The organism is Phycicoccus ginsengisoli (assembly GCF_054779295.1).
This window is the reverse complement of record NZ_BAAGYN010000009.1, coordinates 193966-208601: the sequence shown is the minus strand read 5'-3', so window position 1 is coordinate 208601 and position 14636 is coordinate 193966. Positions and strand designations below refer to the sequence as shown.

16 protein-coding genes are annotated in these 14636 nt (G+C 70.4%); 12 read left to right on the top strand and 4 right to left on the bottom strand.

Annotation, left to right across the window (positions count from 1 at the left end):
• From ACYVDO_RS15840 to ACYVDO_RS15785, 12 genes are all read left to right on the top strand, one after another.
• On the top strand, positions 1 to 213 hold a 213-nt coding region (locus tag ACYVDO_RS15840; protein ID WP_460937633.1), incomplete at its 5' end, for a transposase.
• A 135-nt stretch (positions 214 to 348) separates the two neighbouring features.
• Complete coding sequence (locus ACYVDO_RS15835) at positions 349 to 2247, top strand: hypothetical protein (protein ID WP_460937631.1); 1899 nt, start codon at positions 349 to 351, stop codon at positions 2245 to 2247.
• A 166-nt stretch (positions 2248 to 2413) separates the two neighbouring features.
• The gene (locus ACYVDO_RS15830; protein ID WP_460937629.1) at positions 2414 to 3205 is read left to right on the top strand and encodes a hypothetical protein; all 792 of its coding nucleotides are present in this window, start codon (positions 2414 to 2416) and stop codon (positions 3203 to 3205) included.
• 285 nt (positions 3206 to 3490) lie between these two features.
• Positions 3491 to 3919 carry a hypothetical protein gene (locus ACYVDO_RS15825; protein ID WP_460937627.1) on the top strand — a complete coding sequence of 143 codons (429 nt, stop codon included), beginning with the start codon at positions 3491 to 3493 and terminating at the stop codon, positions 3917 to 3919.
• 131 nt (positions 3920 to 4050) lie between these two features.
• On the top strand, positions 4051 to 5535 hold the full coding sequence (locus tag ACYVDO_RS15820; RefSeq protein ID WP_460937625.1) for a glycosyltransferase family 39 protein: 1485 nt from the start codon (positions 4051 to 4053) through the stop codon (positions 5533 to 5535).
• 19 nt (positions 5536 to 5554) lie between these two features.
• The gene (locus ACYVDO_RS15815; RefSeq protein WP_460937622.1) at positions 5555 to 5776 is read left to right on the top strand and encodes a DUF3046 domain-containing protein; all 222 of its coding nucleotides are present in this window, start codon (positions 5555 to 5557) and stop codon (positions 5774 to 5776) included.
• Positions 5773 to 6792 (top strand): nitronate monooxygenase, encoded by a 1020-nt coding sequence (locus ACYVDO_RS15810; RefSeq protein WP_460937620.1) that lies wholly within the window; start codon positions 5773 to 5775, stop codon positions 6790 to 6792. The genes ACYVDO_RS15815 and ACYVDO_RS15810 overlap by 4 nt, the downstream gene beginning before the upstream one ends.
• 101 nt (positions 6793 to 6893) lie before the next feature.
• Positions 6894 to 7208, top strand: coding sequence for a DUF1905 domain-containing protein (locus tag ACYVDO_RS15805; protein ID WP_460937618.1), 315 nt, complete (start codon positions 6894 to 6896; stop codon positions 7206 to 7208).
• Between the two features lie 108 nt (positions 7209 to 7316).
• Entirely contained in the window at positions 7317 to 8288 is a 972-nt protein-coding gene (locus ACYVDO_RS15800) for an ABC transporter ATP-binding protein (RefSeq protein WP_460937616.1), read from the top strand.
• Positions 8288 to 9124, top strand: a complete 837-nt coding sequence (locus ACYVDO_RS15795; RefSeq protein ID WP_460937614.1) for an ABC transporter permease — start codon at positions 8288 to 8290, stop codon at positions 9122 to 9124. Before ACYVDO_RS15800 ends, ACYVDO_RS15795 begins: the two co-directional genes overlap by 1 nt.
• Positions 9121 to 9978, top strand: coding sequence for an ABC transporter permease (locus ACYVDO_RS15790; RefSeq protein ID WP_460937612.1), 858 nt, complete (start codon positions 9121 to 9123; stop codon positions 9976 to 9978). The genes ACYVDO_RS15795 and ACYVDO_RS15790 overlap by 4 nt, the downstream gene beginning before the upstream one ends.
• Positions 9979 to 9988: 10 nt before the next feature.
• On the top strand, positions 9989 to 10543 hold the full coding sequence (locus ACYVDO_RS15785) for a GNAT family N-acetyltransferase (protein ID WP_460937610.1): 555 nt from the start codon (positions 9989 to 9991) through the stop codon (positions 10541 to 10543).
• 174 nt (positions 10544 to 10717) lie between these two features.
• On the opposite strand, the gene ACYVDO_RS15780 is transcribed toward ACYVDO_RS15785, so the two are convergent.
• From ACYVDO_RS15780 to ACYVDO_RS15765, 4 genes are all read right to left on the bottom strand, one after another.
• Positions 10718 to 11881 (bottom strand): ABC transporter permease, encoded by a 1164-nt coding sequence (locus tag ACYVDO_RS15780; RefSeq protein ID WP_460937608.1) that lies wholly within the window; start codon positions 11879 to 11881, stop codon positions 10718 to 10720.
• Between the two features lie 121 nt (positions 11882 to 12002).
• Positions 12003 to 13169 carry an ABC transporter permease gene (locus tag ACYVDO_RS15775; protein WP_460937606.1) on the bottom strand — a complete coding sequence of 389 codons (1167 nt, stop codon included), beginning with the start codon at positions 13167 to 13169 and terminating at the stop codon, positions 12003 to 12005.
• Between the two features lies 1 nt (position 13170).
• Positions 13171 to 14160, bottom strand: a complete 990-nt coding sequence (locus ACYVDO_RS15770) for an ABC transporter ATP-binding protein (protein ID WP_460937604.1) — start codon at positions 14158 to 14160, stop codon at positions 13171 to 13173.
• Between the two features lie 27 nt (positions 14161 to 14187).
• On the bottom strand, positions 14188 to 14502 hold the full coding sequence (locus ACYVDO_RS15765; protein WP_460937602.1) for a DUF1876 domain-containing protein: 315 nt from the start codon (positions 14500 to 14502) through the stop codon (positions 14188 to 14190).
• Between the last annotated feature and the right edge of the window lie 134 nt (positions 14503 to 14636).

Genomic DNA, 14636 nt, shown 5'->3' with positions numbered 1-14636 from the left:
GAACGCCTGAACAAGGAGATCAAACGCCGCGCCCGGGTCGTGGGCATCTTCCCCAACGACGCCGCCGTGATCCGCCTCGTCGGAGCCGTCTTGGCCGACACCCACGACGAATGGGTCACCGACGAACGCCGCTACCTCTCTGAAGGATCCCTAGCGTTGCTGTACCCCGAGCGCGATACTCAACCCACGGCCGCCATCACCAGCGGCCCGTAAGGCACCGAGGACGGCCTCGAAAGCCCACCACCCCGCGGGACGCTGTCGGACACGACTGAAATCGACCAGTTCGAAAGCAACCAAGCGAAGGAACCGCTGGAAGATGCCGCAGACCTTAACGCCGAGGCTCGACGTGTGAAGTTCTACAGCGCGTCTGACTTGAGTGTCGGCTGGGAGGCGCCCCGTGCGGCCAAGTTGGCACTGGCGTTCGACGCGGGGGTCGGCGTTGTCAACGTCGGAGACGCACTGGAGTTGGGCAATGTCGTCAAGTTCGTTGAGGCGGGCCTGATCCCGCAATCGCTAAGCGAGGACGAGCGCTCGGATCTCTCTGCTCGGGTCCCCCTAATCCGAGGCGCAATTGCGCGCTTCTTCCGATCTGTTGACGAGTCGAATGTTGGCCTGCTGTTGGTGGACGTTCCGATCAACTACCGGGCCGACCTGCTTGAAGAGTTGGCTCGACAGGATGCGTTTGGCCGGTGCAGCGCCACGGCCATGCTTCAAGCGTTGAATGAAACGGGCTTCGTCATTCGGGACTTGCTGGAATCGAAGGCCTTGGTTAAGGCCTACGACGCCGAGGTGCGATCGATGTTGGTGGCCGATCCGTCGAACGGTGAACTCTTGGTCCAGAAGTATCTGGCGGCGGACACCCGAACACCGATCCATCTGCCTCGCACCTTCTCCTCCGAGGACGCGAAGACACTGATGGGTGCCTACGTCGGCTCCGAGGACGCTCACCCGAACTCGTTGGAACTCATCTCCCGGACCTCCGATGACACAAGAGCCGGGATCGACCGCCAGGTGCGCTTCCGCGCGCGAAAGCGGCGCGAAGAGGTGGTCGCGAAGTTTTTCGAGAGCAGCAGCGGCATCAAGACCGGCTGCGAGGTACGCCTTGATGCCAGTCAGGCTGCCCCCGCGGTGGAAGTGCTCGACGGCATGGTGGCTAAGTACTCTTACAGCCAAACCTGGCTCGAGGAGACGTCGGACTCGCCGAGCATCCTGAACAACTTCCAGTTCCTGTTCGATTTTGCTGACGTTGACGGACTGTTGAATCTGCCGTCCTTCTATGCCGAGCTTGGGGTCTTCGAAAGGTTCCTGACGAGCAACGGAGCCAAGGACTACAACATAGGCGCCGCTTACAACTTGAAGGACTGGAGTTCCAGTCTCCAGACCGCCATGTACATTCGCTTCCTAAAATCCCATGACATCGAACTGGAGTCGGTGCTTGAGTGGTTCATCAGTGACTACCTTCCGTCAGAGTTCGGCGTCACCGGTTTTCGATTTAGGCCATCGTCCTCCGCAAGCTCGTACCTCGAACGTTGTCGCCACTTGTTCCCGGAGATGGAGGGGATCGCTCGCCAGTTCGTGTTGTTCGTCGAGGATGGCGTAGTTGATTTTGAGATGTTGGAGATGTCGTCCGAGGCAGTCGAGTACCGGGATATCCCGAGTGCGTTGGAGGGCAAGTATGTTTACCGCACCGATAGCACCGATCTCGTTGGCATCTTGAACGCTCTTTTCTCCGATCAATCCGGCCTGGCGTACATCCGGGAGGACCTACAGGACGTGAACCTTGCCCGCCTTGTGGTTACGAACCAAGTCAGGTTGAGCGACTTCGCTGCGCATCAGCTGCCCGGCGTCAAGTACTTGATCGACCGTGACGTGTTGACGGTTAGGAATGAGCGCGTAGTTCTGGCAGACGAAGAGCGGTTTCTGGTCTTGCATACTCTCTGGACGAAGGAAGCGGTCAGCTACCCCCACTTATCCGATGCGATGCGCGCCTATGTGGACGACATGGAAAGCCGAGGTTGGGTTACGCGGGCGGGGACGCTATTTACGGAGACCGAGGGGAGCTACTTCGATTACGTGCTTAATCGCAAGTACCACAATGGCCCAAATTTGCGTAACAAGTATTCTCACGGCGCGCAGCCTGGTGGCAGCGAGGAGGCGCACTTCGCTTCCTACGTGGCCGCTGTCAAATTGCTCGTTGCATTGGTCATCAAGTTGAACGATGAGTTTTGCCTGCGGGCGGCGACCTGACGGGTCACCCTGCTGTAGACGATGCAGCGCCCTCTAGGTGGATAGTCACCAGTATCAGAGCGCGGGTCACTGATGGTCTGGTCCGCGCGGGACCGTCGACTCAGGGTGGGTAATGACCCGACACTCAGGGGCAACGCGCCCGGCGTCGGTGGATACTCTGCTGGCCATGTCGTTGTCAGTTGCGGACCGTGCCGCCCTCACTCAGATGTTCGAGACCGAACCGGAGCTTGACCGCTGGCGGCTTAGGGCCCACAAAGTGGAGGAACCTGAGCGCGCAAGCGACTTGGCGCTTGACGACAAGATCTTTCCGCATATGGCGATCAGCCAGCTCGCTCGGATGTCGCTCGTGCTTTCCGGTGAACACATGCGTCTGGCGCTTGACGCTGTACATGCAAAGCAGCTCTACCCTTCGTCGCACTTCACGGTGTTGCGTGGTGCGTTGGTTGGTGCATCTCAAGCAGTGTGGATCCTGAGCCCTGACGATCGCGGAGAGCGCCGCGAGCGAGGGCTCACCGTCGTCACCGAGTTGTACAAGGAACTGGACAAGTACTACGGCTCGCTCGCTGGGCTGTCGTCAGCCGATCAGAAAGCCCTGAAGGAGCAGCAGAAGTGGCTAAGCGGCCGAAAGGCGGAAGTCGCCGCATTGCGAGCATCCAAAGCGGACCTCAACCTCACCGACGTCATCAGAAAGTCAGCCGAGAACACTTTTGCCAGCGCCAGCCACCAAGAAGCTGTGCGACGGCTGTGGCGCGAGATGAGCGCTGACGCACACGTTCTTGGTTGGTCCCTGTTTCAACGCTCGAACTTCGGACCAGCCGACCGCCGAAGCGGCATCGGCGAGGGTCAAGCTCCTGGGAGTCCAGGTCACGTTGCAGAAGCGTTCTTGGCGTCCTATCGGACCCTCAAACACGGCTGGTCCCTGTTCGACCGCCGGTGTGAGCAACCGGCAGGGATGTGAAGACGCGAGGTCTTCAGTTCCCCCGAGTGGCCACGCGGGGGTCCCAAATGCGTGCGCGACGGCGATGTCCGCGTGCCGCCGCTCTGCAGCCACCAGACGGCTCTCACAGACCTACTCGCAGGGGCGACGCACCCGAATCCGCAGGCCTCGCGATGCCCCTATCTGGGCGGCTGGACGCAGGTGCTTGGCTGCCCGAGCCAACCCTCCTCACCCGGCGAAGGACGCGATGACGCGCAGGGCTACGGTGCTGGAGGAGTTGGTCGAGTCAGGGATGGAGGACCTCCGGTGGGTGCGTCAGTAGCCGCAGCGGCAACGTTCGTGTGGTTGGGCATGGTGCTCGGCATCTCCTTCCTCGAGGCGCCGATCAAGTTCCGGGCGCCGGGCGTGACGCTCCCGATCGGGCTCGGCATCGGCCGTCTGGTGTTCCGGGCGCTCAACCTCGTCGAGGCCGGCCTGCTCGTCGTCGCCGTCGTCGCTGCCGCCCTGGGTGACGCCTCGGCCACGGCCTGGGTGCTCCTCGTCGTCGCAGCGGTCGTCCTCGCGGTCCAGCTCCTCGCCGTGCGACCCGCGCTGAACCGGCGCTCCGACGCAGTCCTCGCCGCCGCGGACCCGGCCGACGTCCCGCGGTCGCGAGCGCACCTCTGGTACGTCGGGCTCGAGGTCATCAAGGTGGTCGTGCTCATCGCCGTGGGGTCCGCCCTGCTCGCGAGCTGACTCGCAGCCCCGGCGCAGCACCCGACGCCCCGCACCCCGACGACCCCCACTCCGACGACCACCGCTCCGCGAGGCCGACACAGCCCCGGAACTTGCTCGACACCGCAGCCCCCGGACGACACCCTGAGCCCATGACGGCCGCGGGGGACAGCCAGGACTCGACGCGCCGTCCTCCCGTCTGGTGGCCGGTCGTGGCAGCAGCCGCCCTCGTCCAGGCTGTCGTCCTCACCCTCGGCTCGACGGGTTACGGCTACCACCGCGACGAGCTCTACTTCCGGATGCTGCCGCCGGCCTGGGGCTACGTCGACCAGCCGCCGCTGACCCCGCTGGTCGCCCGCCTCACGACCCACCTCGCCGACGAGCCGTGGGCCCTGCGCCTCCCCGCCACCCTCGCCGCCGCCGCGTCGGTGGTCCTCATCGCCCTCATCGCCCGAGAGCTCGGCGGCGGCCGGGGCGCGCAGGCGCTCGCCGCCTGGGGCTACGCCTTCGCCGCCATCCCGCTCATGCTCGGCCACCTGCTGCTCACCTCGACGGTCGACCTGCCGCTGCTGGCCCTGGTCGTCCTCGCCGTGCTCCGAGCGACCCGCGGAAACGCGCGCTGGTGGCTGGTCACCGGCGTCGTCGCCGGCCTCACCACCTACAACCGCCTGCTGGTCGCCGTCGTGGTGGCAGCGCTCGGCGTCGGCATCCTCGCCCTCGGACCACGCCGCTCCCTCCGCACACCCTGGCTCGTCGCCGGAGCGGCAGCCGGGCCGGTGGTCGCGTTGCCCAACCTGCTCTACCAGGCCACGCACGACTGGCCACAGCTTGCGATGGGGCGAGCGCTCGCCGACAACAACGCCGCCGACGTCCGGGCCCAGCTGCCGCTCCTGCTCCTGGTGATGCTCGGCCCGCCGCTCGTCGTCGTCTGGGTCACCGGCCTGGTCTGGCTGCTGCGCGGCCCCCAGCGCGCCACCGCCGGCTACCTCGCCGTGGCCTGCCTGCTCCTCATCGCCTTCACCTATGCCTCCGGCGCCCAGCCGCACTACCCCGCCCACCTGCTCTCCGTCGCGTACGCCGCAGGCTGCGTCCCCGTCGCCCGGTGGCTGGGTCGGCGCCGCTGGGCCGCCGTCACCGCGACCGTCCTCGTCGCCGTCAACGCCGCGGTCTCCGTCGTCCTCGCGGTGCCCGTGGTCCCGGTCGGCACCGTCGGCTCGACGCCCGTCGCCGACATCAGCCCGCTCGTGGCCGACCAGGTCGGCTGGCCGCGCTACGTCGCCCAGGTGGCCGCGGCATACCGGACCGCGCCCGGTGGGCCGACGCAGGTGGTGACGTCCAACTACGGCGAGGCGGGCGCCATCGCCCGCTTCGGCCGCCCCCTCGGGCTGCCGCGACCCCTCAGCGGGCAGAACGCGCTCGCCGACGTCGCCCGGCCGTCGGACGGCACGCGGACGGTGCTCGTCGTCGGCTACCAGCTCCAGAGCGTGCGCGACCTCTTCGCCTCCTGCCAGGTCCTCGACCGGCTCGACAACGGCGTGGGCGTCGACACCGAGGAGCAGGGCGCGCCCGTCGCCGTCTGCACCGGGCCGATGCTGCCGTGGGACCGCCTCTGGCCGCGGTTCCGCCACCTTGACTGAGCGTGCCTACACTCGGCGGGTGCGGTTGAGCCACTTCTGGGAGCTGATGAACGACGAGTTCGGCGAGGCCTACGCCTCGTCCCTGGCTCGCGGCCACACCCTGCACGCCCTGAACGACCTCACCGTGCAGCAGGCCCTCGACGCCGGTGAGTCTCCCCGCCGGGTCTGGCTCGCCCTGTGCGACGACATGGACGTGCCCGAGTCGCGCCGCCTCGGCGTGGAGCGGAAGCCCGCCAAGTGACCCGCCTCGACTGGCGCCGGCACCCCGTCGTCGTCGCCCCCATGGCCGGCGGCCCCACCACCGTCGACCTCGCCGTCGCCGCGGCCCGCGGTGGCGCCTTCCCCGTCCTCGCCGGCGCCTACCTCGCGCCGGAGCGCCTCCGCGACGACGTCGCCTCCTTCCGCGCCGCGAGCACCGCGCCGTTCGGCGTCAACGTCTTCGTCCCCTCTCCGAACCCGCCGTCCGCCGCAGCGGACGTGATGGCGTATGCCGAGCTGCTGGCCCCGTGGGCCGCCGCTGCGGGCGTCGAGCTGGGGGAGGGCCGGTGGGACGACGACTCGTACGCCGCCAAGGTCGACGCCCTCGTCGAGGCGGCACCGCCGTTCGTGTCGTTCTCGTTCGGCTGGCCGTCGGCCGAGGACGTCGCCCCGCTGCAGGCGGTCGGCACGGAGGTCTGGTGCACGGTCAACGAGCCCGACGAGGCGGACTGGGCCCGTGAGCTCGGTGTCGACGGCCTCGTCGCCCAGGGCTGGGAGGCCGGCGCCCACCGGGGCGGCCCGGTCGACAGCGGCCGCGAGCAGCCCAGCACCCTCGACCTCGTCCGCGACCTGCGCTCGCGCACCGACCTGCCGGTCATGGCGGCCGGCGGGTTCGCGACCGGTGCCGACGGTGCCGCAGCCCTCGCGGCTGGGGCCAGCGCCGCGGCCTACGGCACCGCGTTCCTGCTGTGCCCCGAAGCGGGCACCACGCCCATCCACCGCCACGCGCTGGTCCACCGGCGGGGCACCACGGTGACGCGGGTGTACACCGGGCGCAGCGCCCGCGCCCTGGTGACCAGCTGGACCGAGCTGTACGGCGAGGCCGCGCCCGCGGCATACCCGCACGTGCACCACCTCACCGCCCCGCTGCGGGCGCACGGGCGGGCGACCGGTGAGGCCGAGCTCGTGAACCTCTGGGCCGGCACCGGCCACGACCGGGCCCGCGAGCTGCCGGCCGAGGAGCTGGCCCGCACGCTGCTCGCCGAGCTGCGCGCCTGACCGCAGGTCCGCCCTCGGTGGGCGGCCCTGGCCTGCCACCGAGGGCGGTTCGCTGTCGATGGGCGGGTCCGCTGTCGGTGGCCCCGGCTAGCGTCGGAGCCGTGGACGGCAGCGCAAAGCACAGCTGGGAGGTCACGGCACCGCTGTGGCTGTGGTCGAGCAACGACTCGTGGCACTTCCTCACCGTGCCGGAGGAGACGAGTGACGAGATCGCCGACCTCGCCGAGGGCCGGACCGGAGGGTTCGGGTCGGTGCGGGTGGAGGTCACCTGTGGCGCGACGACCTGGCTGACCTCGCTGTTCCCGAGCAAGGAGCAGGCGGCGTACATCCTGCCGATGAAGGCCGCGGTGCGCCGGGCCGAGGGGCTGTCGGTGGGGGAGCCGGCGAGGGTGCGCATCACGGCCGTCCACCTCTGAGCACGGGCTCACCCTGAGCACGGGCTCACCCTGAGCGCGGGCGGGCCCGCCGAGGCTCGCAACAAATGGGGCGAACCCTGTCAGGGGTAGTCGGTAGCGTTGGACAACGTGTCTTCTGCTCCCGCCCACACCGCGCCCGCTCCATCCACGGCGACCGACGAGATCCTGCTCAGCGCCACCGGCCTGACCAAGACCTTCGGAGAGTTCACCGCAGTCGACGGCATCGACTTCTCGGTGCGCAAGGGGGAGTGCTTCGGCTTCCTCGGTCCCAACGGCGCCGGCAAGTCCTCGACCATGCGGATGGTCGGCTGCGTGTCACCGGTCAGTGGCGGCGACCTGAGGCTCTTCGGCCTCGACCCGGCCACCGACGGCCCCGCGATCCGCGCCCGGCTGGGCAGCTGCCCGCAGCGGGACACCCTCGACGAGGAGCTCACGGTCGAGGAGAACCTCTGGATCTACGGCCGCTACTTCGGCCTGTCCCGCAAGGAGGCCAAGTCGCGCGCGGCCGAGCTGCTCGACTTCGCCCAGCTCACCGAGCGCGCCAAGGACAAGGTCGAGCCGCTCTCCGGTGGTATGAAGCGCCGCCTCACCATCGCGCGGTCGCTCATCAACAGCCCCGAGATCCTGCTGCTCGACGAGCCCACCACCGGTCTCGACCCGCAGGCGCGACACGTGTTGTGGGACAGGCTGTTCCGGCTCAAGCGCTCCGGCGTCACGCTCGTCCTCACCACCCACTACATGGACGAGGCCGAGCAGCTCTGCGACCGGCTCGTCGTCATGGACCACGGCCGGATCGTCGCCGAGGGCTCGCCACGCTCGCTCATCGACGAGTACTCCACCCGCGAGGTGCTCGAGCTGCGCTTCGACGCCGAGGAGCAGGCGCACTTCGCCGACCAGGTGTCCGGCGTCGCCGAGCGGGTCGAGGTCCTGCCCGACCGGCTCCTGCTCTACACCCACGACGGCGACGAGACGATGGCCAAGGTCCACGCCCGCGGGGTCGAGCCGCTGTCGTCCCTGGTGCGCCGCTCGACGCTCGAGGACGTCTTCCTGCACCTCACCGGCCGGACGCTGGTGGACTGATGGCCCTCTCCGAGAGCACGGTCACCGGCAGCCGGGCCGCCCACGGCGTCCGCGCCCCGATGAGCGGGGGTGAGCGGCTGCTCGCCGTCCTCGGCTACCACGCGACCGTCTACCGCCGCACCTGGCGCGGGTCCGTCATCACCCGGGTGCTCTCGCCCGTGCTGTTCCTGCTCGCGATGGGCGTCGGCCTCGGCTCGCTCGTCGACTCGCGCGCCGGGGGAGTCAACGGCACCCCCTACCTGCACTTCGTGGTTCCCGCGATCGTCGCCGCCCAGGCGATGTGGGTGGCGTGGGGCGAGTCGAGCTACCAGGTGCTCGGCTACATCAAGTGGAACATGGGCTACCACGCCCAGCTCGCGACGCCGTTGCGGGTGCGCGACGTGCTGGCCGGCCACTTCACGATGGTCGCGCTGCACCTGGTCATGGCCACCTCGATCTTCATGGTCATCGCGGCGCTGTTCGGCGGGTTCGACTCGTGGTGGGCGGTGTTGTGCCTGCCGATCGCGGTGCTCACCGGGCTGGCGTTCTCGACGCCGATGTTCGCGTTCACCGCGACCCAGGAGGGGGACAACGGGTTCAACATCCTCTACCGCTGGATCATCACGCCGCTCATGCTCTTCTCCGGCACCTTCTTCCCGGTGGACCAGCTCCCCGACTGGATGCAGCCCGTCGCATGGGTGACGCCGCTGTGGCACGGCGTGTCCGCCGCGCGGGCGGTGTCGGTGGGCGACGTCTCGGTCCTGCCCTTCCTTGGCCACCTGCTCGTGCTCGCCCTGTATGCCGCGGTGGGCGCCTGGCTCGCCGGCCGCACCTTCTCCAGGAGGCTCGAACCGTGAGCGCCCCCTCGACCACGCCGACCAGACCCACCGGGGCCTCCCGTTCGCCCGCCGCTGCCCGGCTGGCGCGTGCCCTGCCGATGCCCGCCGGGGCGGGACTCGCGCGGATGCTGGTCGAGCGCAACGTCACCTCGTTCCGGCACGGGTGGATCGCGCTGGTCACCGGGTTCGCCGAGCCGGTGTTCTACCTGTTCTCGCTCGGCGTGGGCATCGGCGCGCTGGTGAAGACCGTGACGACCGACAGCGGCCTGGTCGTCAGCTACCCGCAGTTCGTCGCGCCGGCCCTGCTGGCCGCCTCGGCGATGAACGGCGCGGTGTTCGACTCGACCTTCAACGTCTTCTTCAAGCTCAAGTACGCCAAGCTCTACGACGCGGTCCTGGCGACCCCGATGGGCCCGCGCGACATCGCGGTGGGGGAGATCTCCTGGTCGCTCATCCGCGGCGGCCTCTACTCGCTGGCCTTCCTCGTCGTGGCCCTGCTCGCCGGCGCGGTGCACTCATGGTGGGCGCTGCTGGCGGTGCCGGCCGCCGTCTTCATCGGGTTCGCGTTCGCCGCGCTGGGCATGTTCGCGACGACGTTCATGCGCTCGTGGGTCGACTTCGACTACGTCACCCTCGCGATCCAGCCGATGTTCCTGTTCTCGGCCACCTTCTTCCCGCTGGCGACCTACCCCGACGCGCTGCAGTGGCTCGTCCGGGCGACGCCGCTCTACCACGGGGTCGCGCTCGAGCGGGCCCTCATGCTCGGCGACATGGGCTGGGGCGTCCTCGGCCACGTGGGCTACCTCGTCCTCGTCGGCCTCGTGGGGGTGCTCGGGGCGGCCCGTCGCCTCGAGCGGCTCCTCCTCTCGTAGCCTCCTTGGTATGCCGCGCGAGCTCGACGACCCGTCCGACAGCCCCGCCAGCACCGCGGACCCGCAGGCAGGGGCGCCGCCGGCGGGCGACCAGATGACGCCGGCCACCGCGACGGGCGACCCGGAGGTGGGGAAGCGGCCGGTGCGGGTGGCGGCGTTCGAGGAGCTCGACGGGCTCACGGCCTACCGGCTGTGGGCGCTGCGCGCGCAGGTCTTCGTGGTCGAGCAGGACTGCCCCTACCTCGACCTCGACGGCCGGGACCTCGAGTCGTCCGCGCGCCACCTGTGGGTGGAGTCGGGCGGCGTGCCCGTGTCGACGCTGCGGGTGCTGGACGACGGGGACGCCCTGCGCATCGGCCGGGTGGCGACGGCCGAGTCCGCCCGTGGGGCAGGTCTCGCGGCCCGGCTCGTGTGGGCCGCGCTCGAGCTCGCGGGGGAGCGCGACGTCGTCCTCGACGCGCAGTCCCACCTCGTCTACTGGTACGCCGGGTTCGGGTTCGCCCCCGACGGTCGCGGGTTCGTCGAGGACGGGATCCCGCACACCCCCATGCGCCGTCGCCCCTGACCGCAGCCGCGACGCCGGCCACGCGGCATAACCGGTCCCCGGCGCTCCCGACACCGAGGTCTGCGCACAGATCTCGGTGTCGGTGCGCAGAGAGCAGATCCAGGCGCACGCACACGCTCGTCTGCGCGCAGACGAGCGTCATCGCGCCGACGGGGGTCTGTGCACAGACCTGCGTCAACCGGTCGCCAGCGAACGGCGCAGGCGCAGCGTCGCCGTGCCCAGCAGCAGCACCGCGAAGCCGGCCAGCACCACGAGCTGCAGCAGGATGTCGGCGATCCCGCCGCCCCGGGACAGCAGCGTCACCCAGGCGTCCACCGCCCAGGCGTGCGGGGTGAGGTGACCGACAGCCCGGACCCCGGCCGGCACGAGCTCCAGCGGCCACATGCAGCCGCCCAGCATCCCGAAGGCGATGCCGATGGCGGGCCCGATCGCGCTGGCCTGCTCCGGGGTGTGGAAGAGAGTCCCGCTCACGAGCCCCGCCCCCGTGCCGACGAGGCACCAGAGGCCGATGAGGGCGGTCGCCGCGACCGGGTTGCCCCAGTCCACGCTGAAGACGAGCGCACCCACGAGCACGATGAGGGTGGCCTGCATGACGGCCAGGGCGAGGTAGCACAGGGCCTCGCCCAGCACGAGGTCGCGCGACCGCACCGGGGCGGCCAGGGCGCGCGAGAAGATGCCGAGCCGGCGCGTCTGGATGATCGCGGCGCCGCCGGCCATGGCGTTGATGAACACGAAGAGCACGAGCATCGTGGGCGCGCTGTAGCTGAACCCCAGGGGCAGGTAGTTGCTCGCGCTGTCGACCACCTCGGTGCGCACCGGTGCCACCGGTGTCTGGCGCTGCAACGACACAGCCAGCGCATGGTTCTGGGCGAAGCTGCCGCCGGTGCGAGCCGTGGCGAAGGTGGCGGCCTGCACGGCCGCGGCCTGCTGGGCCACCACCGAGCGCACGGTCGTCAGGGTGGACCCGCCCGAGCCGACCGCACCGGTGCTCAGCACCGGCACGACCACCGAGCCGCCCGACTCGAGCCTGCTGGAGAAGTCCGCGGGCACGAGGACGACGGCGGTGACCTCACCCGAGCGCAGCCGTCCCAGGCCCGTCTCCCGGTCGGGCACGCGCACGACCTTCATCCCCGGGGCGGCATCCAGGCCGGAGACCAGCGACGTGGCGAGGGGCCCGCGGTCGCCCTGCACGACGGCGACCCGCTCCTGGGCGAAGCCCGACGTCGTCACCCCGATGAGCAGGATGACCATGAACGGCAGGAAGAGCGCGAAGAACAGGAACGTCCGGTCGCGGGCCGCGCGCCGCAGCTCGGTCCAGGCCAACGTGAGGGCGGTCATGGTGCGGACCCGCCGGTCATCGCCGCAGCCCCGGCCTCATCGCGCCGGCCACCCGCCTCCATCTCCGCAGGGCCGCCCTCAGGTGGCCGGCCACCCGCCTTCGTCGCTGCCGCGCCCGCCCTCATCGCGCCAGCACCCGCCCGCGCAGGAGGAAGGCCAGCAGGCCCGTCCCGAGGGCGAACGCCAGCACCGCGAGCAGCGGCACGACCGCCGTCGTCCAGCCGGCCCCGCCGGACAGGTCGGTGAACGCGCGCAGCGCCCAGCCGTTCGGGGTGAGGCGCGACAGCGTGCGCACGGCGTCCGGCGCCTGGCTGATGAAGACGAAGTTCCCGCCCAGCAGCACCAGCCCGAACGTGATGATCGACGCGATCCCGTCGGCCTGCCGCTCGGTCCGGGCGAGGGTGATGACGAGCGCCGTGAGGCCGACGAGGGTCAGCGCCAGCGCCACGACGAGTGCCGCGACGACCAGTGGTGGCCCCCAGTCCGCACCGAAGGCCAGCGAGCTCACCAGGGCGACGGTGCCGAGGCTGGCGGCGCCGTAGACGAACGTCGCGAGCGACTTGCCGGCCAGTACCGCGCCGATGCCGAGGGGCGCGGCGGACAGTCGCTCCAGGGTGCCGCCGCTGCGTTCGAGGAACCAGCCGCGCGACCCGAACCCGATGGCGAAGAACATGAAGAACGTGCCCATGGCGGGTGCGTAGTAGCTCACCGCCGTCAGGGTCTTGGTGCCGGAGGCCTGCGGCTGGGCCTGGACGGGCAGCTGCCCGGTCGAGGCCTGGGCGGCCAGGGCGGAGATGGCCGAGGCGGGGGCACCGGCGGCCACGGCCGTGCGCACCGACAGCTGCACCCCCTCCAGGTGGGCCGTGAACGACTGGGCTAGCGCGCGCGCCACCTGAGCCGCCACCGTGGCGTCGACGCTGGCGAGCACCGTGATCGGCTGGCTCTTCCCGGCGGTCACCGCGTCGGAGAACCCGGCCGGGATGACGAAGGCGGCCCCGAGCGAGCCGTTCGCGACCTTCGACCGGGCGTCGGGGCTGCCCGAGACGGTCTTGACGGTGAGCAGGCCGTGCAGGTCCGGGCTGCGCAGGAACTGGCTGAAGCCGGCAGCGATGGCGCCGTGGTCGTTGTCGACGACGGCCACCGAGGTGTGGAACGTCTGCGCCCCGCCGAAGGCCACGCTGATCAGCCCCGCGACCGCCATCGGCGCGATGATCCCGAGCACCCACGCCGAGCGGTCCCGCAGCCGCTGCCGCAGGTCCTTGAGCGCGATCGCCACGACCGGGTGCATCTCACTCCCTCAGCGCGGTGCCGGTCAGGTGCAGGAAGACGGCCTCGAGGTCCGGCTCGACGACCTCGACCGACCGCACGGAGGCCCCGGAGCTGCTCGCGGCCGCCAGGACGCTCGGCAGCCGGACTCGTCCGTCGCGGGCCAGCAGCTGCACCGACGAGTCGGAGACGTCGACGCCGTCGATGCCCTCCATCGAGCGGCAGGCCTCGGCGAACGTGGCGAGGGAACCGCTGGCGGACAACAGGATCCGGTCCCGTTCGCCGACCCGGGCCACCAGCTCCCGCCGCGTGCCCTCGGCGACGAGCCGTCCCCGGTCGATGATGCCGACCCGGTCGCAGAGCCGCTCGGCCTCCTCCATGTAGTGCGTCGTGTAGAGCACGGCCAGTCCGGTCGCCCCCAGCGCCTTGATGCTCTCCATGATGGCGTGGCGGCTCTGCGGGTCGACCCCGACGGTCGGCTCGTCGAGGACGAGCAGCTCGGGCTGGTGCAGGAGGCTGGCACCGATGTTGAGCCGGCGCCGCATACCCCCGCTGTAGGACTCGACCCGGTCGTCGCCGCGGTCGCGCAGGTCGACCAGGTCGAGCACCTCGTCGACGCGGGTGCGCAGCACCGACCCCGAGAGCCGGTAGAGCCGCCCGAAGAAGGCGAGGTTCTCGCGCGCGCTCAGGTCCGGGTAGAGCGACACCTCCTGCGGCACGTAGCCGATGCGCGCCTTCGCCCGGGTCGCGCCCGCGGTCACCGGGATGCCGGTCACCTCGACCGAACCGTCGTCGGGCGTGAGCAGGCCGCAGACGAGCCGGATCGTCGTGGTCTTGCCGGCCCCGTTGGGCCCGAGGAGGCCGTACGCCTCGCCCGGCGCGATGTGGAAGGAGACGTCGTCGACCGCCACCCGGTCGCCGAACCGCCGTGACAGGTGCTGCGCGACCAGCACGTGCTCGTATGCCGGGCTGCCGGGTGCCGTGCCCGGGTCGCGCCTGGTGTCCGTACCCATGTCAGGCAGGGTCTCGGTCGCGCCGCGTCAGCGGCGCAGCGACACGGGGTGGTGCAGGGAGGCGGCGATGTCGTCCGCCGTGGCCCACAGCAGGTCGTGGGCGAGCTCGGACAGCGCGCGGGACACGGCCAGCTCCTCGCCGATCTGCGGGACCTCCGGGTCCTTGGGGTTGCGGTCGGCGTACCCGACGCCCCGCAGGTGCGCCCCCGCGCGGGTGTGCAGCCGGGCCTCGGCGCGGGTGCGGCCCTCGTGCTCGTCGAGGGAGAGGGAGATCTCCCAGGTCCCGTCGTGGCTCATGGCGTCCTCCTCGGTGCCGGCACCTCCCCGCGGTGCCGGGCTCATGCCCACGCTCCACCCGGACGGGGAGACGCCACCCGGGTCCGAAGTCCCGGTTCCGGGCCACGCCCGGCCGGTCACTCCGCCGGGGCGCTCCAGGGCGCTCCGGACCGCCGGGGCGCCTCTGCCCGGCACCCGGG

What these genes read in the sequence shown, in the direction of transcription:
- ACYVDO_RS15820 (WP_460937625.1), top strand. Translation starts at nt 4,051, where the DNA reads ATGACGGCCGCGGGGGACAGCCAGGACTCGACGCGCCGTCCTCCCGTC.
- ACYVDO_RS15775 (WP_460937606.1), bottom strand. Translation starts at nt 13,169, where the DNA reads ATGCACCCGGTCGTGGCGATCGCGCTCAAGGACCTGCGGCAGCGGCTG.
- ACYVDO_RS15830 (WP_460937629.1), top strand. Translation starts at nt 2,414, where the DNA reads ATGTCGTTGTCAGTTGCGGACCGTGCCGCCCTCACTCAGATGTTCGAG.
- ACYVDO_RS15780 (WP_460937608.1), bottom strand. Translation starts at nt 11,881, where the DNA reads ATGACCGCCCTCACGTTGGCCTGGACCGAGCTGCGGCGCGCGGCCCGC.
- ACYVDO_RS15770 (WP_460937604.1), bottom strand. Translation starts at nt 14,160, where the DNA reads ATGGGTACGGACACCAGGCGCGACCCGGGCACGGCACCCGGCAGCCCG.
- ACYVDO_RS15785 (WP_460937610.1), top strand. Translation starts at nt 9,989, where the DNA reads ATGCCGCGCGAGCTCGACGACCCGTCCGACAGCCCCGCCAGCACCGCG.
- ACYVDO_RS15765 (WP_460937602.1), bottom strand. Translation starts at nt 14,502, where the DNA reads ATGAGCCCGGCACCGCGGGGAGGTGCCGGCACCGAGGAGGACGCCATG.
- ACYVDO_RS15795 (WP_460937614.1), top strand. Translation starts at nt 8,288, where the DNA reads ATGGCCCTCTCCGAGAGCACGGTCACCGGCAGCCGGGCCGCCCACGGC.